This is a genomic window from Pseudomonas sp. GW821-FHT09D08 (genome assembly GCF_059416305.1).
Map to the genome: position 1 here is coordinate 1 of NZ_JBWKOX010000031.1, position 19,325 is coordinate 19,325.

The 19,325-nt window shown below is 53.9% G+C and carries 21 protein-coding genes and 3 pseudogenes; 17 read left to right on the top strand and 7 right to left on the bottom strand.

All coding sequences use genetic code 11. The annotated features are described in order from the left end of the window. Nucleotides 1–526 precede the first annotated feature (526 nt). The 9 genes and pseudogenes from AC07OP_RS29705 to AC07OP_RS29745 form a co-directional block, all read left to right on the top strand. A pseudogene (locus tag AC07OP_RS29705) lies at nt 527–869 on the top strand (IS3 family transposase); the annotation flags it as partial. Nucleotides 870–905: 36 nt separating this feature from the next. Next, nucleotides 906–1,334 carry a contact-dependent growth inhibition system immunity protein gene (locus tag AC07OP_RS29710; RefSeq protein WP_258709673.1) on the top strand — a complete coding sequence of 143 codons (429 nt, stop codon included), beginning with the start codon at nt 906–908 and terminating at the stop codon, nt 1,332–1,334. Between the two features lie 29 nt (nt 1,335–1,363). Continuing rightward, nucleotides 1,364–1,855, top strand: coding sequence for a hypothetical protein (locus tag AC07OP_RS29715; protein ID WP_495103110.1), 492 nt, complete (start codon nt 1,364–1,366; stop codon nt 1,853–1,855). A gap of 830 nt (nt 1,856–2,685) precedes the next feature. Next, on the top strand, nt 2,686–3,042 hold the full coding sequence (gene imm2, locus AC07OP_RS29720) for an Imm2 family immunity protein (RefSeq protein ID WP_495103109.1): 357 nt from the start codon (nt 2,686–2,688) through the stop codon (nt 3,040–3,042). Nucleotides 3,043–3,518: 476 nt separating this feature from the next. Next, nucleotides 3,519–3,977, top strand: coding sequence for a hypothetical protein (locus tag AC07OP_RS29725; protein ID WP_495103108.1), 459 nt, complete (start codon nt 3,519–3,521; stop codon nt 3,975–3,977). Between the two features lie 274 nt (nt 3,978–4,251). Next, nucleotides 4,252–4,803 (top strand): DUF6990 domain-containing protein, encoded by a 552-nt coding sequence (locus AC07OP_RS29730; protein WP_495103107.1) that lies wholly within the window; start codon nt 4,252–4,254, stop codon nt 4,801–4,803. 249 nt (nt 4,804–5,052) lie between these two features. Beyond that, a complete protein-coding gene (locus tag AC07OP_RS29735; protein WP_495103106.1) occupies nt 5,053–5,259 on the top strand; it encodes a hypothetical protein in 207 nt (68 codons plus the stop codon). A 30-nt stretch (nt 5,260–5,289) separates the two neighbouring features. Beyond that, nucleotides 5,290–5,427 carry a hypothetical protein gene (locus AC07OP_RS29740; RefSeq protein WP_235865602.1) on the top strand — a complete coding sequence of 46 codons (138 nt, stop codon included), beginning with the start codon at nt 5,290–5,292 and terminating at the stop codon, nt 5,425–5,427. Between the two features lie 332 nt (nt 5,428–5,759). Next, a complete protein-coding gene (locus AC07OP_RS29745) occupies nt 5,760–6,113 on the top strand; it encodes a hypothetical protein (protein WP_256577453.1) in 354 nt (117 codons plus the stop codon). Between the two features lie 476 nt (nt 6,114–6,589). On the opposite strand, the gene AC07OP_RS29750 is transcribed toward AC07OP_RS29745, so the two are convergent. Next, nucleotides 6,590–7,525, bottom strand: coding sequence for an AraC family transcriptional regulator (locus AC07OP_RS29750; RefSeq protein ID WP_495103105.1), 936 nt, complete (start codon nt 7,523–7,525; stop codon nt 6,590–6,592). 124 nt (nt 7,526–7,649) lie between these two features. Here AC07OP_RS29750 and AC07OP_RS29755 point away from each other — a divergent pair, with 124 nt between their 5' ends. Beyond that, the gene (locus tag AC07OP_RS29755; protein WP_495103104.1) at nt 7,650–8,612 is read left to right on the top strand and encodes an SDR family NAD(P)-dependent oxidoreductase; all 963 of its coding nucleotides are present in this window, start codon (nt 7,650–7,652) and stop codon (nt 8,610–8,612) included. Nucleotides 8,613–8,850: 238 nt separating this feature from the next. Here AC07OP_RS29755 and AC07OP_RS29760 read toward each other — a convergent pair. Continuing rightward, nucleotides 8,851–9,012, bottom strand: a pseudogene (locus AC07OP_RS29760) (transposase); the annotation flags it as partial. A gap of 129 nt (nt 9,013–9,141) precedes the next feature. After that, the gene (locus tag AC07OP_RS29765) at nt 9,142–10,392 is read right to left on the bottom strand and encodes an MFS transporter (protein ID WP_495103103.1); all 1,251 of its coding nucleotides are present in this window, start codon (nt 10,390–10,392) and stop codon (nt 9,142–9,144) included. Between the two features lie 70 nt (nt 10,393–10,462). Between AC07OP_RS29765 and AC07OP_RS29770 the strand changes: the two genes are divergently transcribed. Beyond that, complete coding sequence (locus tag AC07OP_RS29770; RefSeq protein ID WP_065940470.1) at nt 10,463–11,158, top strand: ArsR/SmtB family transcription factor; 696 nt, start codon at nt 10,463–10,465, stop codon at nt 11,156–11,158. Between the two features lie 744 nt (nt 11,159–11,902). Here the strand turns inward: AC07OP_RS29770 and AC07OP_RS29775 are convergent. Together AC07OP_RS29775 and AC07OP_RS29780 are read right to left on the bottom strand one after the other, a co-directional pair. Then, nucleotides 11,903–12,340 carry a hypothetical protein gene (locus AC07OP_RS29775; RefSeq protein WP_495103102.1) on the bottom strand — a complete coding sequence of 146 codons (438 nt, stop codon included), beginning with the start codon at nt 12,338–12,340 and terminating at the stop codon, nt 11,903–11,905. A gap of 34 nt (nt 12,341–12,374) precedes the next feature. Further along, nucleotides 12,375–12,677: a DUF7660 family protein gene (locus AC07OP_RS29780; RefSeq protein ID WP_093121147.1), complete on the bottom strand. Its 303-nt coding sequence runs from the start codon at nt 12,675–12,677 to the stop codon at nt 12,375–12,377. 20 nt (nt 12,678–12,697) lie between these two features. Here AC07OP_RS29780 and AC07OP_RS29785 point away from each other — a divergent pair, with 20 nt between their 5' ends. Together AC07OP_RS29785 and AC07OP_RS29790 are read left to right on the top strand one after the other, a co-directional pair. After that, nucleotides 12,698–12,853, top strand: a complete 156-nt coding sequence (locus AC07OP_RS29785; RefSeq protein ID WP_495103101.1) for a hypothetical protein — start codon at nt 12,698–12,700, stop codon at nt 12,851–12,853. A 63-nt stretch (nt 12,854–12,916) separates the two neighbouring features. Continuing rightward, nucleotides 12,917–13,061: pseudogene (locus AC07OP_RS29790) on the top strand (ParA family protein); the annotation flags it as partial. Nucleotides 13,062–13,195: 134 nt separating this feature from the next. On the opposite strand, the gene AC07OP_RS29795 reads toward AC07OP_RS29790, so the two are convergent. Beyond that, nucleotides 13,196–14,089, bottom strand: a complete 894-nt coding sequence (locus AC07OP_RS29795) for a LysR family transcriptional regulator (protein WP_027603978.1) — start codon at nt 14,087–14,089, stop codon at nt 13,196–13,198. 94 nt (nt 14,090–14,183) lie between these two features. On the opposite strand from AC07OP_RS29795, the gene AC07OP_RS29800 reads away from it, so the two are divergent. Beyond that, on the top strand, nt 14,184–15,350 hold the full coding sequence (locus tag AC07OP_RS29800; RefSeq protein WP_115486839.1) for an MFS transporter: 1,167 nt from the start codon (nt 14,184–14,186) through the stop codon (nt 15,348–15,350). 296 nt (nt 15,351–15,646) lie between these two features. Here the strand turns inward: AC07OP_RS29800 and AC07OP_RS29805 are convergent, their stop codons facing one another. Beyond that, nucleotides 15,647–16,579 carry a LysR family transcriptional regulator gene (locus tag AC07OP_RS29805; RefSeq protein WP_115486840.1) on the bottom strand — a complete coding sequence of 311 codons (933 nt, stop codon included), beginning with the start codon at nt 16,577–16,579 and terminating at the stop codon, nt 15,647–15,649. A gap of 190 nt (nt 16,580–16,769) precedes the next feature. Between AC07OP_RS29805 and AC07OP_RS29810 the strand changes: the two genes are divergently transcribed. From AC07OP_RS29810 to AC07OP_RS29820, 3 genes are read left to right on the top strand one after another with little or no spacing between them, the layout of a single operon-like run. After that, nucleotides 16,770–17,774: a TauD/TfdA family dioxygenase gene (locus tag AC07OP_RS29810; protein ID WP_227451393.1), complete on the top strand. Its 1,005-nt coding sequence runs from the start codon at nt 16,770–16,772 to the stop codon at nt 17,772–17,774. A 4-nt stretch (nt 17,775–17,778) separates the two neighbouring features. Then, a complete protein-coding gene (locus tag AC07OP_RS29815; RefSeq protein WP_027603982.1) occupies nt 17,779–18,537 on the top strand; it encodes a sulfite exporter TauE/SafE family protein in 759 nt (252 codons plus the stop codon). Nucleotides 18,538–18,553: 16 nt separating this feature from the next. Next, on the top strand, nt 18,554–19,033 hold the full coding sequence (locus AC07OP_RS29820; RefSeq protein ID WP_027603983.1) for a YbaK/prolyl-tRNA synthetase associated domain-containing protein: 480 nt from the start codon (nt 18,554–18,556) through the stop codon (nt 19,031–19,033). Nucleotides 19,034–19,325: the final 292 nt, after the last annotated feature.

A 19,325-nucleotide genomic window follows, 5' to 3' on the forward strand; every position in this document is an offset into this window, starting at 1 on the left:
GGAACTGTTCGCCCGCATCGCCTAGCTAAGCGCGCCGCCTATTTTTGAACAGGTGGGGTTTATGGAGCGCTTACGATATTCTTGCTTGCCTATTGATCGACGATGGGGGGGACCTTTTGTCGAAACTATTCCTTGGCTAGACGAGGGCCTGAATAGATTGAGAGCAGTGAGGCGAGAGGATGAGGTCTCCACTGAATGGGCCCGCGATGCCTGGGCAACCCATATTTCGAAAAGTGGAGTTAAAATTTATTCACTTTATGAAGAGGACTTCTCAATAACTATAAGTTTGGATGACTTCGAACGAGCTTTACGCGGTTGGAAGGACTTTCTTCTGTCATTGTAGGTAGGGAAGGCTGCTGGATAGGGCGTCAGCAAACGAGGTCAGCTCACGATTCCATTCTTTGGTGGTTTAGTAATTTTAAATATAGTCTGTCCTTTAGTACTGTAGCTACGAATTGCCACAACTTCGAAGTAACGCCATCTGGAGGTCGAACCGCTCAGACACGCATTGTAGGTGATCCGGTAGCTGACGGCGGCCGCCCTGGCGGTATGGCGCCGTAAACCCAAAACCAGAGTCATCGTGCATTTGGACCAGGGGAGCCAATATGGTAGCGATGACTGGAAACGTTTTTGTCTGGCCAACCACCTCGAGCCGAGTATGAGCCTCCGAGGAAACTGCTGGGACTGCCGTGGCTGAGTCTTTTTTCAGTAGCCTGAAAAAAGAACGCATCCGCAAGAGGATCTACAAAACCCGGGACATGGCCCGTGCCGACGTATTCGATTAAATTGAGGCGTTTTACAACCGAACGCGTCGTCACAGTCACCTGGGCGGCGCCAGTCCTGAGGCCTTTGAAAGTGCCTCACTTTGAGGCTGGAAAATGTCTACGGGAGCGGGGTAGTCCAATATGAAAAAGACATTTCGTCAAATAGATGAGAGTAATGGTTTTAAGTGGGAAGTTGAGCCTGATTCTGATGAGTCTGCGCTGGAGTCATGGCACAGGTCGATTCTGGACACTCCGATAAACGAGCTTGAGATCGGCGACCTTTGCAGATCGGTCAGGCAAGATATGTATACGTCGGAATTATTGCCTGTCGTGGTTCGCGAGTTGGATAAGGAAGTGCTGGTAGGATTTCTGGATGACGCCGAGTTGCTAAAAGGAACCTCAAAATTATCGGAGGCAGTCTGGGCGAAGAATTTACTGCTGACGCAAAAAATGTTGAATATTCTGCGGCGAGATAAAGAGCTTATTGCTGCGGAGCCTCGCGCTGTCGAATATGTCGAATATGCTCAGGCGCTAGAGAGGAAACTGCTGGCAGCGCTTAATGGTAAATGACACAAGGTACAAAAGGTGTAGGCGGATTGGTGGATGATGCCGCTGTTGTCCGGCCAACGCCCAAACAGTCCGAGATAGACATTGGAACTGAACTTGGTCAGGGGGCTCGACCACAAGTCAGTTACAAGAACGGGCAAGAAGTACCTTACGGCACATCCGGCAGTGTTCATCCTGATTGGTGTATCGGTAACGTGTGCGGTGTTGAGGTGAAGAACTACAATCTCGCGACGAATCAGCAAGGTTTAATCAGTAATGTTTTAAAACAAGCGCTGCAGCGCGCAGAGAATTTACCGCAAGGTATACAGCTCATCAAAGATGCCAGGGCCACCCTGGCTTCTGGGTTTGATATTCGCGCAGCACAAAATTACCCTTTGTACGATGCATCAGGCACTGATATGTTTGCTAGCGCAATGCAACGTTTCGGCAATGAAGGCATCCAGGTCAATCAAATTCGTGGGGATTGGGTGGCGGGTACTGACAGCGTTAACACTGCTCAATATCTCGAGCATATTGCCAATTGAATGTCAAAAGAAAATGCTGCTTTGAAGACTTGGACAGGCCAAATACCCCAAAAGTACGGATACGGAAAGGTCGGCAAAATTGAAACCATTGGAGACATTACTTATGTCACCTATCAAAAAATAGACACTTGTTAGCGCAATTACTGGAAGGCAAGTCGCCAAGTACTGTGCTGAACATGGTGGTGGAGGTTGATCCTGATTTAGATAAATACGCTTTAGCAAATATTTTCTTAGAGGAATATGATCGTTTGGATAGCAGGATCCTTCCTGTCATATGGCATTGGAAGAGCTCAAAATCGATTAGAGGTATGTCTGATCGGCAATTTGATGTGGCAGTGCTGCTGTTGATGAGGTCCGCGGGTTACGTGGTGTAAGTAGATAGGGGAGGGATGCTTCATCGGTGCAAAAGATTCACTTGCAGGGGCAGGTGGTGACTGGAGCGTTTTAGACGAATTTTTAGTCCTGATGTTGTGAAGCCGTCGACACTAAATTTTTGTGGGGAAAGGCTTTTATAGGGTCGAGGTGTTTTGGCGTCTCAGATTGATTTTGGGATGTTACTGACTTCAACGAATTTTTAGGCTAACAAACTCAATGGAGTCAGCCCTGGGTGGGTCGGAAATGCAGTGGAAACATCCAGCTATGCTGCGCTTAACAAAACGGGGTCTTGGAGCGCCATGATGTGGGATTCCGGAAGTAGAGTAGGGTATTGGGTTGTTGTTAATGGTCTCGATGACGCGGATCGCGTAATTATTCAGGGCGAAGTATCCTAATGTCACTTTGAATATTTTCGATAATCAGGGCGCTATGTTGCGTCCACCAAGGAAGACTCCGTGATAGAAGAAAGAGTGACTTACGCTGAAATTAGGGCTTGGTTTTTGGGCAGTTACTACAGCTACTGCAGAATAAAGCTTAGGCATCGAAGCGCTTGGGTCGAAGGTGAAAGCGAAGTAGGCTTTGCCTATAGTGAATTTGAAAATTCCTTCGACCTGCCAGTTGAGAAGTTGATGCTTGAAGTTTTAGCTCTTGTTCTTTCTGCGGGTCGATCTTCCGAGAGTGTCAGGAAATATCATATGGATGCTGCCTTAAAGCTGATCGAGCAGATTGACCTTGCCTCTATGCTGAAAGAACTGACTCCGGAAGAGGCAGCAGACCTTGTTGAGGATCTTCGATTATTAGGGATTTGTTAGGCTCTGTACGAACAGTAATTGCTGCATATTGCGCTTACAGGAGCGGTGCTTAGGCGATCTCAGCGATTGCACTAAAGGACAATATTAACTTTCCAGAATCAGAGCCGGCCCCTAAGGAATCCCTATGAATCTATTGCCTCCATGCTGATTCTTTTTAAATCGCCATAGGTCAGCACAGAAGGGGGAGATTTTTAAGTGGCTCCATTCACGCCAGCAATTTTGAAGGCGATCGAAAAATTTGAGTGTTACGTAGAAGCTTTGTCTGGCCTCGTGTAGCCGACAGTAATTGTCTACTACGTGCTGACGCACGGGCAGTCGAGCAAACACTGATCGATTACCATGGCCTTGGTAAAGATGGCGGCACGTTAATTAATATGATCAGCCCTATATCGTCTGTCAAAAAACCGACTAAGTATGAGCAGGGTTTGATTCGCGGCGCTGAGCTGCTGAAAAAAGCTGGATATGAAGGGTTTTAAATGGCTAAGAAGATAAAGCTGGGCGACATTTTGCAGGTGTTAACCTCGCAGGGTGTCGCATATGCGCAAATTACTCATAAGCATCCGGAATTTGGTTTTTTAATTCGTGTTTTTCCCGGATTTCATAATGAACACCCAAAAGATTTTTCAGTTGTTGTTGATGGTGAGCCACAATTTTCCGCATTCTTTGTTGTTCAAAGTGCGGTAAATCAAGGGTTTCTATCCGTTGTGGCAAATGTTCCCGTTCCCGAAAGGTTACAAATGTTTCCTACGTTCCGCTCCAGGAATGGCGGGCCGGGAGGCTCTATTTGGCTGTGGAATGGAAGCGAAGCACTTCGGCTGGAGAGAAAGATTAGCTCGGAAGAGCTGAAGCATTCCACAAGAGGAATTATCAGCGCGCCATTGCTTGTTGAGCGTATTGAAAAGAATTACAGAGCCGAGACCCATGAAGTTTGGTGAGTTGTAGAGGTTTCACTTGATCTGACACTTTCTACACCGGCCTTGCGCCGGTGTTTTTGCACCCTATTTGCATTAGGATTATTGAGGTTAAGATAGGGAGTGCGGACATAAGTATTCGTCAGTCCGAGATTTCCCCTCAAATAAAAAATGGGAATTCAATTTCTAGGGGCAAAGTGGCTGAAAGCTTTGGCCTGAAGTCGGGTGTGCTGTTAAAGGAACAAGGGTATCCTAACGGAATTACCATTGAGATTATGAATTTTCCTGGTGCCAAATAATGAAAGAAAAAGATATTGTTTCCATCTTGAAGAAGCAGGGTTGGGTTTGTAACAAGGATGAAGTTGGTGATTATTTTTGCCTCGCCGCTGTCGGAGAGGCTCAACTTCAGGTTATCCCATCTGTAGGTAAGCGCTCGGACCATTTTCGAGTTTCGCTTATGCCTTCCATTTCGACCAAAGAATTTTCTGAGGCTGTTTCTTTCATAATTGGTGACGGCAGTAGCAATGCTCCAATTATAGTTAGTAATGAAGCTCCGGAGAAATTTTCGAATTTTTCTAGTGATGATATTATTAGGTTGTCTGATAAGGCTATCTCCTGGGCTCGCTCTCAAAATATTGACGAGGGGTTGAGGGTTTATAGAGCGCTGCCAACAGATGTTAAAGGTGCAATGCCAATCCGACATTTGGCTGCACTAGCAATGGCTGGTGATACTGGGCGTTTAGATGAGTATAAGAAGAGTTTTGAGATGGGTGATAGGATGGGATTTGTGCCTTACGTTACTTCCGATATGATTGATCGAGCACTTATGGTCGCTCAGAAAAGTAAATAACCATCCGGTTAAAAACGAGCTACCGAGCCGTGGAGCAATCGGGGTGAGAAATCGGGGGCAGACCACGTTTTTATAAAGCCCAGCAGAGTTACTCATTTAAAAATGAAAGTGTTGGTCTGGCCCCTATTTTCTCCTATTTGCTCATCCAAATCCTCACCATCATGTGCGAGATGTGGACAGGAATCAGAACGTTAAGGGCACGAGACCTGGCGTGCATCCTTATTATTAAGGAAGAAAATATGCGAGCACTTGAAAAAAGTTTTGAAGGCGTTGAAAACGCTTTTCATTATTTCTGATTTTGATTTTTATAATCTAAATCTTGTGTTGGGACTCAGCGTGCAGCGTGAAAATGGCGGGCAAATAATTGATGCTTATAAAGTTGACCTTGAGATGCTTTATGAGTCTGAACAGTCGGCGTTTGAAGTTGTTTTAGGGTTTGCGGGGGTTCACTGCTAAAAAATTCCTGAAGTGTGTGGGAGCTTTTACTTGAGCGAAATTGAAATGGATGATGTCTCGGCTGATCAACTTAAGGGTGTTAAATATAGTCTGAAAGACTATGGTGGTACGGGGTTTGAGGTGCTTGCTCAAGGTCTATCAGTTATAAAATGCAAGCCTCTTCAGTGACATTGGTCAATGGCGGTTGCACGAAGATTTTGTGCGTGGAATATATGGTTTTGGGTTTTGGGTTAGTGCTAGCGCTAGCGCTAGCGCAATAAATAATCCTGTCCGCTAGTCAACTAGAGTGGAGGTGTGGTGTTTTTAGTGAGTGGTGGGGGCAGGCAACGTTTTTACTATTTGGCTATCTCGTAGTTAAGTGTGTGCTGGTTCGCTGCCTACTGTGGTCAAAGTTAAAGAAAATAGTCATGGGTTTTTGAGTTGTAGCCGGTTTTAGTGGAGTCAAGATGAGGTTGGTGAGTCTTAAAGCCGACCTTATATCCATTGATGTAAGGAGTAAGATGAGTATTCAGTTTTTTTTGGAAGAATCAACTGGGGTAGCAATACCTTGGTGTAGCACGGATGCGTTGGGGCCTGATGATGTAGATATTCTTGCTTGCCTATTGATCGACGATGGAGGGGGACCTTTTGTCGAAACTATTCCTTGGCTAGACGAGGGCCTGAATAGATTGATAGCAGTGAGGCGAGAGGATGAGGTCTCCACTGAATGGGCCCGTGATGCCTGGGCAACCCATATTTCGAAAAGTGGAGTTAAAATTTATTCACTTTATGATGAGGACTTCTCAATAACTATAAGTTTGGATGACTTCGAACGAGCTTTACGCGGTTGGAAGGACTTTCTTCTGTCATTGTAGGTAGTGAAGGCTGCTGGATAGGGCGTCAGCAAACAAGGTCAGCTCACGATTCCATTCTTTGGTGGTTTGGTAATTTTAAATATAGTCTGTCCTTTAGTACTGTAGCTACGAATTGCCACAACTTCGAAGTAACGCCATCTGGAGGTCGAACCGCTCAGACACGCATTGTAGGTGACCCGGTAGCTGACTGCCGCCGCCTCCTTTTCCTACAAGTCATTGCTTTGCCACGCTTTGACAACCCAATCCAACCCGACTAACTTTCGTGGCGTGCTGCGTTCATGCGGCTCACGCTATGCAGTAACCCGATCTCTCCACCACGTTCTTCCCTGGCACCGTTGCGACTAACAGCTAGCAAATGACTGTTAATCATTGGGTCCCTGGTTCGAGTCCAGGTCGTGGAGCCAGATAGGGAAAAGCCTGCAGCGATGCAGGCTTTTTTTGCCTGACTGACTTATCAAAATATGTACCTCGTCAGCCTACTGAAGATCAGCCCTCCTGCTGGGATAGGGTGCCACTCTCTCTCTGTATTCACGAGGTGAACACGTCATAATGCGCTTGAAAGCGTGGCTAAAAGCACTGTCGGAGTCATAGCCCAGCTTTTGTGCTATGGACGAAATGGTAGTGCGGTTTGTTTTCAACAATCTCGTCGCTAATTGCATGCGCCAGCGCAAGACGTACTCTAAAGGGGCGACACCAGATTTTTGCTTGAATCGCAAAGCGAAGGTCGAGCGAGAAACACCCGCGATTTTGGCAAGGTTCTCTACTGACCAAGAACGCGCCGGATCGGCATGAATGGCTTGAATGGTTGCCCCGATACGTGGATCAGATATAGCAAGCAACCAGCTCGGTGCGGTATTTCCTTCTTGGATCAAATACATTCGTAGAACCTGCACTAGCATGATGTGGCCGAGATGCTGAACCACAATCGAGTTACCAAGAGCCGGATTGGTAAGTTCATGAGCAATACGCTGCAAGGCCCAATTCAGCACACAAGCTTGATCCGAACCACTTTTGATGATGGCGACGGGAGGCAATCCGTCAAATAGAAGGCGAGCCTCCTCACCGAAGTCAAAACGTCCCCCGATCAGGAAAAACTCATCGGCTGTCCCACAACTGGCGATGCCATTGACGGCATGGCGATAAATCGCATCCGAGTGCATGGCCGGAAATGACAAGTCGCTGCGGAGTGAAAACGCCCGCTTGCGTGGCAAAAGAAAGCAGTCTCCGGCCGTCAATCGGATAGGTTGCTCCACGCCTTCCACCATTAGCCAACAAGTCCCTTCAACGATTGCATTGAACTTGATGCCGTCGGGTGGTGGAAAATCGATGGCCCAATCTCCACCAGCCTTCAGACCTGCAAAAAAGGAGCTATGAGTATTTAGAAGAGAGAGGGTTTCGGAAAGGGGATCCATAAGGTGTGCAGGACGATCTCGACAGATAATTGGACTTTGTTGCATTCACAGTCCCAAGTCTAGTCTAGACAATGGTGGCCATGGGTTTTGCCCCTATTCCATGTCAGATTCACAAGGACACGCCATGACCAGCAAACAGGCTCCTATCCACTCGGGTTACGGAGCGGTAACCACCGCAGCAGAGGTACTTGAAGGGTGCGATCTATCCAACACCACCGCCATTGTCACCGGGGGGCATTCCGGCCTGGGCCTGGAGACGACAAGAGCACTGGCCAATGCGGGCGCGCGTGTCGTTGTTGCAGCACGTGATGTTGAAGCTGCTCGCGCAAAGACTGACGGAATCCCCAATGTGGAAGTCGAGCGACTTGATCTTTCCGACCTGGCCAGCGTGCATGACTTCGCACTGCGTTTCTTGGCAAGCGACCGACACATCGACATCCTGATCGGCAGCGCGGGAATCATGGCTTGCCCGGAAACCCGTGTAGGGGCGGGTTGGGAGGCACAGTTCGCCACCAATCATCTGGGGCACTACGCCCTCGTGAATTTGCTATGGCCTGCGCTCAAGGGTCGAGCAAGGGTGGTAGTAGTGTCATCGGCGGGGCATCACCAATCGGGTATCCGCTGGAACGATGTGCAATTTACGCAGGGCTACGACAAGTGGTTGGCATATGGGCAGTCGAAGACGGCCAATGCATTGTTTGCTGTCCACCTTGATCGGCTTGGTCAACACGAGGGTGTCCGGGCTTTCTCCCTTCACCCCGGCAAGATTCTCACTCCGCTCCAGCGTCATCTGGCGCAGGATGAAATGATTGCCGCCGGCTGGCTAGACGTCAACGGCCACCTTGCCGATCCGACTTTCAAGACGACGCAGCAAGGTGCGGCAACCCAAGTTTGGGCCGCAACAGCTCCACAGTTGAATGGCATGGGAGGCTTATATTGTGAGGACTGTGAGATCGCTTCGCTGGATGCAAGCGAACCACCATCCTTTGTCGGCGTTCGGCCTTATGCCGCCGACCCTGAACAAGCCGAACGCCTTTGGGCACTATCCGCTCAACTTACAGGGATTGACGCTTTTGAAAGGAAATGAGTGATCGGTACAGAACGTCCATACCTATGTTGCTCTCTGTCTGAGGCTGAAGAACTTCTTTGGCCGCGCAACGGAGAAACTGCCCATCGAGTCGCCGCCGCTGTCGCGCACGACGGAAAAACTGGGCAAAGACCCTGGACGGACAGTTGTTCATCCGCACTGGCCGGGATAGGGAAGGCGACTTCGCTGGATGGTTACTTTCGAAGCGCGTAATGATGCGGCGATTTTCCTTCATTCAAGGGCCGAAACGCTCCGGCATGTCACGCCAGTCTGCGCCCGAGCAAAGCACCCAAAGGATACCGTTGAGCATCAGGCGATCATCCGCTCGCGGGCTTCCTCTGCAGCGGGTTTCAGTGAAGATATCGGCGGCTGCATGAGGGAGTTCATACCGCTTTGCCATCGTGGCCTCCTGGCGTTTATGGCGGCTGATTTTACCGGAATCGATATTTCAAAGGATTTCATACAGAGCCCAAGTCCAGGGCAGGATAGGGGCGACCAGGCAGCGTAAGTACCTGGCCGAAGGATGGCATCAATAGGCGATTTTACCGAATGGGCGCGCGGTAGAACCGAGATAAAATGACAGGATCGCCAGTATTTGTGCAGCCGCTGCGGCGGTCACAAGGGCGATGATTGCATCGCCCGGATCTGAAAAGTTTGAGCGTATGAGGCCGAAGGACGCCGGAGCAAAAGCATAGGTGGCTTGACTGATCGCCACCATTAACGCGATTACCTTGGCGGTTTGTTCGCGGCTGAACTCGGTCTGTGCGATCAGCGGTGGCAAGGAGGTGGCATTTCCGATGCCTGAACCGATCAGCAGCACCGCCACCCACGCGACTGCCGGGTGACTGTCCAGGCCAAGCAGCATAAGCGTCCCGAGCATCTGGATGGCGTAGCCCAGGCAAGCCAGTTGACGACGGTCGATGCCCTGGGTCATCAGCCGTACGGCGAGGTAACGACCGCCCATTGCGCTGGCGGTGGCAAGGCCCATGGCGAATGAGGCGTTATGGGCGCCCATGCGTCCCACCAGGATCGAATACAGGTGTGCGATCAAACCGATCTGCGCGAACAGCCCCAGCGACATCCCGGCGGCCAGGGTACGGAACTTCGCTGACTTGAGGGTCTGCGCGGCAGTCCAGGGCGCGACGATGGCGCTGGTTGCGATGGGTTCCGGCAGTGCTTCGTTGTCGGGATGCTGGCCCACGCTTTGCGGGGTTTTGTTGAAGACCAGAAAGGCGAAGCTGCCCATCAGCGCCATTGCGGTGATAGTGATCACCAGCGCCGCCGCACCAAAGCCAAAACGCTCAATCAAAAACACCCATAAGGGTGAGAAGATTACCCCGCCCATACTGGCACCATTGTATGCCTTGCCCAGAGCCCTGGGCCGCTCTTTGACATACCAAGGAGCGATCAACGTATTCACGGCGGTGGCACCCAGCGTGACCCAGCCGATGCCCGAGCAGATGGCGCCGGCGTACAGCACCCACACCTGATTGGCCTGAGCCCAGATATTCACCCCGACTCCCAGCACGATGCTGCCCAGCACCGTAATGGCAGGCACTCCGAAGCGGGCATAAATCCGTGGCAGGTTGGCAATGACCAGTGTGCCGCTGAGAAAGTGAAGGGTGACGGCTGCCGATACCTGGGCGATCGGCCAACCGGTGCGTTCCATGACGGCCTGCATGTAAATGGGTGGCCCGTAAAAACCTATGCCCCAGCCGACCACTGCCAGGATGAACGTACACGTCAGTACAGTTTTTCCAAAAAAACGGGTGTTCTTCATCGCCATCTCCTCCATGTTGGCTCGTAGGTTATGCTTGCGATGACGGTTTCACTTCGAGGAGCATCGAACAATGGATGTTGAGCAATCGGAATTGCGCCTGGCCAATGTCGCCTCGGCGATTGCCGATCCTGCCAGGGCGCGCATGTTGTGCTGCTTGCTAGATGGCCGGGCCCGTACGGCCACCGAGTTGGCTGTAGTCGCGCAGAAGAGTCCTTCCACGGCGTCCAGCCATTTTCAGAAACTGCTGGAGCAAGGGCTGGTGACGTTGGTTTCCCAAGGGAAGCATCGGTACTTCCAACTCGCAAGTGCCGATGTCGCCAAGGCATTGGAAGGGCTGTTGTCCATTACCTCATTCGAGGTGCCGGCGTTCAAACCCTCCACGCCCTGCCATCTGCGCCATGCCCGCACCTGCTACGACCATTTGGCCGGGGAGGTGGGTGTCATGTTGCACGATGCCTTGCTGGTGGGCGAGTGGATGTGCCAAGAACAGGGCGACTATGGACTGACCCCCAAGGGCATTGAGCACCTGACCCAAATGGGCATGAATCTCACTTCCGACACCCAGGCGCGGCGCCGGTTTGCCTTTCCCTGTCTCGACTGGAGCCAGCGCTGCGCCCATGTAGGCGGCACCCTAGGCGCGGCGTTGCTGGGCCATATGGTGCGGGACAAGTGGCTTGTACATACCCTGGATTCGCGTGCATTGATAGTCACTGCCAAAGGCCGCAAGCGTCTGGCGAGCGAGTTTGATATCCAGTTGGGGGTGTGACTGGGTTTAGTTTTTGTCACCCGTAGGTTTAACTCAAATCGATTTGGTAGGTGACTTTGCCGGACGGTTACCTCAGTCCCAACGTTACTGGCACGGGATAGTTTTCGTTATGTCCGCTTTTGGCCGATAGCTACCGTACTCAACTGAACGTTTCCGCCCCAAAAAAGCGGTCCCTAATCGCCGAATAAACGCTAAGAAACCTGATCACCTATCACTATGATGGATGCTCCGAAGATTACGTGAGATAGCCGGGTAACCTCAGTCAATGCCCGTAATGGGGCAGGCAAATCGAATAGTTTCAGTGGATTCTGGGGACGGTATTGCAGCTCATACCCCCTCAACGCCTGGCGTGAATCGCGATGAACGTCCGACCAGTCGTAAGCAAAGAACCCACGTTTAGCAAATTCAACGAAAGCGTTTGCACCAGCCCCAACAGTGGCCCGATCTACATCGGACACTTTCGGCAAGGAAAGGACAAATTCTTCGGAGTTTTCGACGGAGGGTATCGCGGAATCAGGAACTGGTCCGGGGCCACCTGTAGTGAAGAGCGCAACCTGTCCGAGGGCGTCGGTAGCGACCCATCCAACGTCAAAGTCCTGAAGAACGAAGGGAGCCATCATTTGCACCTACTTTTGAAGAGGGGACGAGTTGATTTCCCAACTCTGCTTACCAGCCCAGAGAGCGTAAAAGTGCGTAGACAAACTCTCAAAGCGGGAAGAAATTCGAAGGATTTATTTTTCCAGCTTAAAGATCTGCTTCTGGCCGATATCCGCTACCACCCTGAAACTCACGCACTATCTGCACAACCAGCGGCTTCACATATTTCTCAATGGTATCAACATATTTCTCAATGGTATCAATCTCCGGCGGATCATCATGGCGCACCCACTCCCCCTGATCAAAGGCCTGATAAAGCGAGAAAGCAGGCTGCGGCATGTCATTGGTCATGCCCACATCAACGATGGCAGCGATGAGCCCGTTCATGACGCCATCGCAGAACTCGTAAGTCAAAGCCCCTGCCAAGTAGCCTTCAGCAACCGCTATGGATAGCTCGTTCAGCAGATTGCTGGGGGCCACGCCGAATTCCTCGAAGGTGGCAGCAAGATCATTCAACGTTAAACCGTAGGCTTCGGCTTCAACCAAAAGCTTATTGCGTTGGTTCTTTGGCAACATCCCGTCCACGGTTCCCTTCCACGTTACGGATGTCGTACCCGTGTCACTCATAATACTTCCCAGCCAGCAAAATGGCCGCACAGCGATGCCAAACATTGGGTATCGACCTATCCTCTTGGGCAAGTCGGGAACTGGCGTCTGCCCACGAAGCCGCCGCATCAAAAAACGCGTCAACGGACACATTTTCCCAGCCAAGAGCACTTGGCCCATAGACCGATGAAGGCGATGTCTTTTCAATTAAACGCCCGCTGGCGAAATCTACACCGAGGGCTTCGATAAATCGTATGAACGACGGTTCATCTCTGACGTGCGCCAACAACTCATGAAGATCTACAGGGCTATGCATAGGTTTCCTGGAAGCACTTAATGATTGATCACATGCTGCTGCACTGCATCGTGAACGGTCAACTCGGCTATCCAGGCTTTCAGGCCGGGGATGTGATGCGCAGTGACCGCTTCTGGCCGGATGCCGCCGCTCGCCTTGTCAACGGATTTTCGGACGATTGGATTTCTCCGGGGTGATCAAAGCGCACAGCGTGACCCGCAGGAATGCATCTCAAATCCTACGATTTCGAGGTCAATATCATGAAAGTCACTGCGGTCGTTTCAACCAAAGGCGGGCCGGGTAAAACTGCGGTTGGCGTCAATCTGGGCGCGTTCTGCGCCGATGCAGGGATCCGTACCCTGCTCATCGATCTGGATAATCAGCCGTCGCTGTCGTCGTTCTATGCGCTATCGCATGAGGCGCGCGGTGGAACCTGGCGAACAACGAGACCCGGGCCGACCAGGTCATTTCGCACACCTGCATTCCTAATCTCTCATTGATCCATTCCAATGATCCGTTCAATCAGCTGACGCCACCGCTTACATCCGGTGATGCTCCAGCAAGAAGTCTACGAACAATCGCACCCGCGCCGGCATTGCCGAGCCGCCTACGAACACCGCATGAATCGGTTCCCGGTCGCCGGGGTTCCAGGCTTCCAGCAGCGGTATCAGGTCACCGCGCTGCAGATCCTCGCTCACGCTGAACTCGCCGATACGCGCAATGCCCGCACCTACTCGCGCAAGTTGTGCCAGCGCTTCACCACTGCTGCATTCGATGTTGCCGCAGACCTTCAGGGAGAACTCTCTTGCGTCGCGGATGAACGGCCAGTTGGGTTCGGCACGCCGGAAGTTGAAGCGCAGGCAGTTATGCCGTAGCAGGTCTTCCGGTTCGCGAGGGATGCCGTGGCGTTGCAGATACTCGGGCGATGCCACCACTACCTGGCCGGTGTCGCCGATTCTGCGCGCGGTCAGCGGGCTGTCGGGCAGATGGCCAAAACGTACCGCCACATCGGCCTGGCCGCCGAGAATATCGACCACTTCGTCGCCGAGGGTGAGGTCGACCAAGATGTTCGGATGGCGGGCGCTGAATGCCGCCACCAGGGGGACGATGGCCAGCCGCCCGTGGCCAAGGGCGGCACTGACCCGCAATCGGCCCCTGGGTACGCCCTGGTCGGCGATGGCTTCTTCCACCTCAGCCATGTCGGCCAGGATACGCCGGGCGCCGCGCAGGAAAGCCTCGCCCTCGGCAGTGAAGCTGATCGCTCGGGTGGTGCGCAACAGCAGCCGGGTGCCAAGGCGCTGTTCGGTACGCGCGATGATCCGACTGACCGCCGAGGGTGTGAGCCCTAATGCACGCGCGGCAGCCGATAGGCTGCCTTCCTGCGCCACGGTGGCGAACACGAGCATGTCACCGGATCTGCCGTTGAAGTCCATTTGTGCTCCTTACGCATAGGTGATTGCCAGAAATGCTATCTACCGCCTTAAAACGCTGGATCGTAGCATTGGCGGCATAGATAAGGAGCCTTCCATGCGTATCAATCCACCACTTGTCGCACTTGCCATAGGTGCCTTTGGCATCGGTGTTACCGAGTTCGCCCCCATGGGCATGTTGCCGGGCATCGCTGCGGATCTCGGTGTTTCTATTCCCGCCGCGGGCCTGTTGGTCAGTGCTTACGCCCTGGGTGTACTGCTCGGCGCGCCGCTGATGACCCTGACTACCGGCAGGATTCCCCGGCGCTCTCTGCTGATCGGACTCATGGCGATTTTCACCCTGGGTAATCTGATGTCAGCCCTGGCGACCGATTACTACAGCCTCATGATCGCCAGGGTGGTGACCTCACTGAACCACGGTGCGTTCTTTGGCGTTGGCTCTATCGTTGCTGCCAGCGTGGTCGCCCCTGAGAAACGTGCCGGAGCGGTCGCGGCAATGTTTATGGGCCTCACCCTGGCGACCATTGGCGGTGTGCCGCTGGCCGCCTGGTTTGGCGAAATGTTCGGTTGGCGCACTGCATTCTGGGGCATTACCGGCCTCGGCGTGGTCGCCATGGTCGCGTTATGGTTCGCCTTGCCCAACCTGAAGGCGCCGCCAGGCGTCGGTGTAATGGCCGAAATTCGGGTACTGGGCCGTGGCCCGGTGCTGGGCGCGTTAGCCCTCACGGTAGTCGGTTCGGGCGCAATGTTTACCGTCTTCACCTACATCGCGCCGATCCTTAGCAGCGAGACCCACGCGTCCACCGCCTACATAACCGCCATGCTGGTTCTGTTCGGTGTGGGCCTGACACTGGGCAACATGTGGGGCGGCAAGGCCGCCGACCGCTCGATAGATCGCACACTGATCGTTTCGCTGAGCGTGCTGATTCTCGTGTTGCTGGCGTTTACGGTACTGATGCGTTGGCCGCTGCCGGCGGCCGTTGCCATCCTGATATGGGGTATCGCCAGTTTCGCCCTGGTGCCGCCGCTACAGATGCGCGTCATGGAAGCTGCCAAGGACGCGCCCAATCTGGCCTCGGCGGTGAACATCGGTGCGTTTAACTTCGGCAATGCGATTGGTGCGGCACTGGGCGGTGCGGTGATCAATGCAGGGCTAGGTTATCCGGCGATTTCCCTGGCTGGAGCGGCAGTGGCGGGGCTAGGGCTGCTGATGGTGCTGGGATTTGCCTGGCGTTCCAGAAAGATTGCAACTGCATTGGTGTGAGCTTGATGGGAGAGCCAGTCACTCAGTTGCTCCGTGACTTCCATTGTGATTTTGCATGACCAAATTGGATGGCTGAATCGCCGAGTAACACACGCTTTGCTTGCCCGCGGGAGCACTTAGAGTGGAGCCCAATATAGCGTTCGAACAAGGAGTCTAAGGTCAGCGCCTACACCCTTTACCTTCCTCCCATGACGCCTCATTAATGAACGTAGCCTGGCAGGCTGGAGATGTCTACGGTGCCGGGGCGATTCAGAATGCTTGAATGAATTCCCCTCACAGCGACTCGAGGGCCGACTTCATAGAGGTGCTGAGCCGCGTTTACATTCGAGGCGTTCACCTAAGCCACGGATCATCTCCATCAATGCCTTCACCCGCAGCGGCAAGTTTCCGGCCGGGTATACCGCGTGCATCTGTGGGCTCTCACCGCTGCTGGAAGTGAGCTTGTACTCAGGACACACCCGGAGCAGGCGCCCCGTTTCCACTTCGGGTTCCGCCATCCAATCGGCCAGGCGGGCGATCCCGACGCCCGCCAGGGCTGCCTGGAATACCGCCAGGCCGGAGCTGAAGCGAAATTTTGGATGAACCCGAGAGCTGATGGCCTGCTCCTCGCTGCGAAAATTCCACTCCTTGAGAATCCGCGGCGCCGTATGCAGGATCAGCGAATGCGCCTCCAGTGCCTCGATGGAGTCGGGCATGCCGTTGCGCTCCAAGTAGCCGGGGCTGGCATACAGGTGACGTGAGTAACTCCACAGCGCAAAGCCGATCAAGTCGCTGGATTGTGGAAACGCGCCGCGAATCGAGAAGTCCAGCTTGCTCTTGGCCGGGTCGATGATCTCATCGGTGAAGATCACATCGATGTTAACGTCTGGATATCGCTCGCAGTATTGCGCGATCAACCCGGGCAATACCCCGTGTCCGAGCACCTCGGGGGCGGAAAAACGGATCCAGCCGGAGGCCAGGCCGCTGAGGCCGGCCAGGTCTTCATCCACCTCACGTTGCAGATCGAGCATTTTGTACGCGTGGGGCAATAAGCATTCGCCCGCTTCGGTCAAGCTCACGGCATTGGACGAGCGATTGAACAACTTGAGCCCCACACTTTCCTCCAGGGCTTGAACGGCACGGGTCAGTGCACTGGGGGAGCGCCCCAGCGTCCGTGCCGCGGCGACGAAGCTGCGCTTGCGAGCCACGGTCGCGAAGGCTTCAAGTTCCCCCAACATATTCAATGCCACTTTCCACCTCATTGCATTTTTCACAACGCGGCATTGCAACACAAAAAAGGCCCTTCCGTTAACCTTCCCGTTCAACCCACATGGATGGTGCAAACAGGAGCGCAAGGACGTGTCGAAGCTGGATGAAGTAATCGGGAAAGCCGCAGCGTGTATTGATGAAGTCATTCATGAAAGGCTGGAAAAAAAAGCAGTGACTTCGACCCGACGGGAGATACCGCAAATTCATCTATCGCTGGAAGAACAACGCACACTTCAGGCCGGGCTGGCGTCGCTGGACGTGACCGATAGCGCCTCGGGGATCCGCCACATGCCGGTCCTGGGGCGGTTGCTGGAAAGTGTCCTGGGCACCGAGAAAATCCAGCAGCTGCGCAATTTTCCACAGGCCCGTGACGTGGCGATGATCGTCAGGGGGCTGCCGCTGGACCCGCAACTGCCCGCCACGCCCTATGACCTGGAGCCGGGTATCGAGAACCTGTCGATTCTGGCCGGGGCTATTTTGTCCGTGCTGCACACTCTGCAAACCCGTCCGCTGGCGTACGAGGGTGAAAGCACCGACTCCGTGTTCCGTCACGTATCGCCCAAGCGCAAGCGGGAGACCGAAAAGAGCTCCTATGGCTCGCGGGCGGATCTGGACATGCATGTCGACAACCCTCACCTGCCTTTGACCTGCGAACCCATCTCGCAGTTGTCGGCCTGTCCGGAGTACCTGTCCCTGACCGGCCTGCGCTGCGAGCTCGACGTGCCGACGCGGATCGTCGCCATTGACGAGGTGCTGGCCATTCTGCCGGCCTACGTCGAAGAAGAACTGTCACGACCGAACTTTACCGTTCGCCGACCGGCCTCCTTCGGCAAACAGGGGAATGTGCTGGAAAACGTCCCCTTGCTCTACAGAAGCGCAACCGATGGCCTGTATTGCCGCTACAACAAAGCGAGTGTCGAAGCGACCTGCGCCCCTGCGCAGTTTGCTCTCCAGCTGTTTGCCGCCGCCGCCAATCATCCCGATGTCGTGCACCACATCATGCTGCAACCGGGGGACATGCTGATCTTCAAGAACCAGCAAACCCTGCATGCCCGGGATGGTTTTACCCCCCGCTACGACGGCCGTGATCGCTGGATGTTGCGTGTCTTCGGGGTCAATGACCCGGCACGCGTGGTACCGCTGGACCCTCATCAACCCTATATAGTCAGAGCCTGATTTCATGGTCGATATTGTCATCCTTTGCGTGTTCGCCTTCGCCGCCGGCCTGATCGATGCGGCGGTGGGCGGCGGCGGACTGATCCAGATTCCCGCGCTATTCAACGTGCTACCCACCGCTCAACCGGCGGCGCTGCTGGGGACCAATAAGGTCGCGGCCGCCTGCGGCACCGCATTCGCGGCCCGGTCCTTCGTGCGCAAGGTGGTGATCGACTGGGGGCTTGTGATCCCCGCCGCCTGCGCGGCCTTTGTCATGGCCTTCTTCGGAGCCGCCACCGTGTCGTTCGTACCCCAGTCGATGATCCGGCCGGCGGTGCTGGTGTTGATTGTGCTGATGGCGATCTACACCTTCTGGAAAAAAGACTTCGGCGCCCTGCACAAACCCATGCGCATCGGTACCAAGGAAAAACTGCTGGCGATCGTCATCGGCGGCGCCATCGGTTTCTACGACGGTCTGTTCGGTCCCGGCACTGGCAGTTTCCTGATCTTCCTGTTTATCCGCTGCTTCGCCTTCGACTTTCTCCATGCCTCGGCATCGGCCAAGCTAGTGAACATCGCGACCAACGTAGCGGCACTGATATTCTTCATTCCGACGGGTAACGTGCTCTACCTGATCGCAATCCCCATGGCGGCATTCAACATCCTGGGCGCGCTCACCGGCACCTGGCTGGCGGTTCATAAAGGCGTGCCCTTTGTCCGGGCTCTATTCCTGGTGTTACTGGTGATTCTGATCAGCAAGCTGTCCTACGACCTGTTCCTGTAAACCAGAGGAAAACTCCATGCATCCCATGTTCGATCGCCTCGTGGCATTACTCGATGCCCGCTCAGCCTCTTACCGGGTGTTGATGCACGATGCCGAGGGCCAGTCGGCGCGCGTCGCCGAAATCCGTGGCACCGAGCCCGGCCAAGGCGCGAAGGCCATGCTTTGCGCCCTCAAGGGCCAGGCCGGCCCCTATGCGCTGGTGATACTGCCGGGCGACCAGAAGCTGGACATGAAGAAAGTCGGAGCGGCCCTGGGCGGGAAAAAAGCCGAGCTGGTGAAGGCCGAAACCGCCATGGAACTGACCGGGTGCCGGATCGGCGCCATCCCTCCGTTTGTTTTCGACGAGCGGATTCAATTGATCGTCGATCCGGCCTTGACCACAGGCTACGCCGAAATAGCCTTCAACGCGGGGCGGCTGGATGCGTCGATGGTGCTCGATACGCAGGACTATCTGGCGATCGCCATGCCTCGATTGCTGGATATCAGCCAGGCCTGAACAGACGTTTTCACATACGCGTCCAAAAAAACCGATAGCCACGCTGGCCTGTTATGCACTGTGTCTGGCCGGCCTTCAGGCTCGAACGACAGGTCGGTCACGTCATTTCCAGAGCAACCGCAGCAGGCATGAACCGGTGCGCTCATTCTCTCGCGTAGATTTGCGGGAATTCCTCAGGACCAGATCGTCCTTTAGTCCATCCACCGTGCAGGTATTGCAGTCTGTGTCTATGCTGCGGTATCGGTGTTGAAAGCCGGAACGAACCTGTCTCGGCATGGCACATCTCGATGTC

What these genes read in the sequence shown, in the direction of transcription:
- AC07OP_RS29710 (WP_258709673.1), top strand. Translation starts at nt 906, where the DNA reads ATGAAAAAGACATTTCGTCAAATAGATGAGAGTAATGGTTTTAAGTGG.
- AC07OP_RS29755 (WP_495103104.1), top strand. Translation starts at nt 7,650, where the DNA reads ATGACCAGCAAACAGGCTCCTATCCACTCGGGTTACGGAGCGGTAACC.
- AC07OP_RS29795 (WP_027603978.1), bottom strand. Translation starts at nt 14,089, where the DNA reads ATGGACTTCAACGGCAGATCCGGTGACATGCTCGTGTTCGCCACCGTG.
- AC07OP_RS29770 (WP_065940470.1), top strand. Translation starts at nt 10,463, where the DNA reads ATGGATGTTGAGCAATCGGAATTGCGCCTGGCCAATGTCGCCTCGGCG.
- AC07OP_RS29745 (WP_256577453.1), top strand. Translation starts at nt 5,760, where the DNA reads ATGAGTATTCAGTTTTTTTTGGAAGAATCAACTGGGGTAGCAATACCT.
- AC07OP_RS29800 (WP_115486839.1), top strand. Translation starts at nt 14,184, where the DNA reads ATGCGTATCAATCCACCACTTGTCGCACTTGCCATAGGTGCCTTTGGC.
- AC07OP_RS29815 (WP_027603982.1), top strand. Translation starts at nt 17,779, where the DNA reads ATGGTCGATATTGTCATCCTTTGCGTGTTCGCCTTCGCCGCCGGCCTG.
- AC07OP_RS29725 (WP_495103108.1), top strand. Translation starts at nt 3,519, where the DNA reads ATGGCTAAGAAGATAAAGCTGGGCGACATTTTGCAGGTGTTAACCTCG.
- AC07OP_RS29750 (WP_495103105.1), bottom strand. Translation starts at nt 7,525, where the DNA reads ATGGATCCCCTTTCCGAAACCCTCTCTCTTCTAAATACTCATAGCTCC.
- AC07OP_RS29765 (WP_495103103.1), bottom strand. Translation starts at nt 10,392, where the DNA reads ATGAAGAACACCCGTTTTTTTGGAAAAACTGTACTGACGTGTACGTTC.
- AC07OP_RS29780 (WP_093121147.1), bottom strand. Translation starts at nt 12,677, where the DNA reads ATGCATAGCCCTGTAGATCTTCATGAGTTGTTGGCGCACGTCAGAGAT.
- AC07OP_RS29820 (WP_027603983.1), top strand. Translation starts at nt 18,554, where the DNA reads ATGCATCCCATGTTCGATCGCCTCGTGGCATTACTCGATGCCCGCTCA.
- AC07OP_RS29785 (WP_495103101.1), top strand. Translation starts at nt 12,698, where the DNA reads ATGATTGATCACATGCTGCTGCACTGCATCGTGAACGGTCAACTCGGC.
- AC07OP_RS29730 (WP_495103107.1), top strand. Translation starts at nt 4,252, where the DNA reads ATGAAAGAAAAAGATATTGTTTCCATCTTGAAGAAGCAGGGTTGGGTT.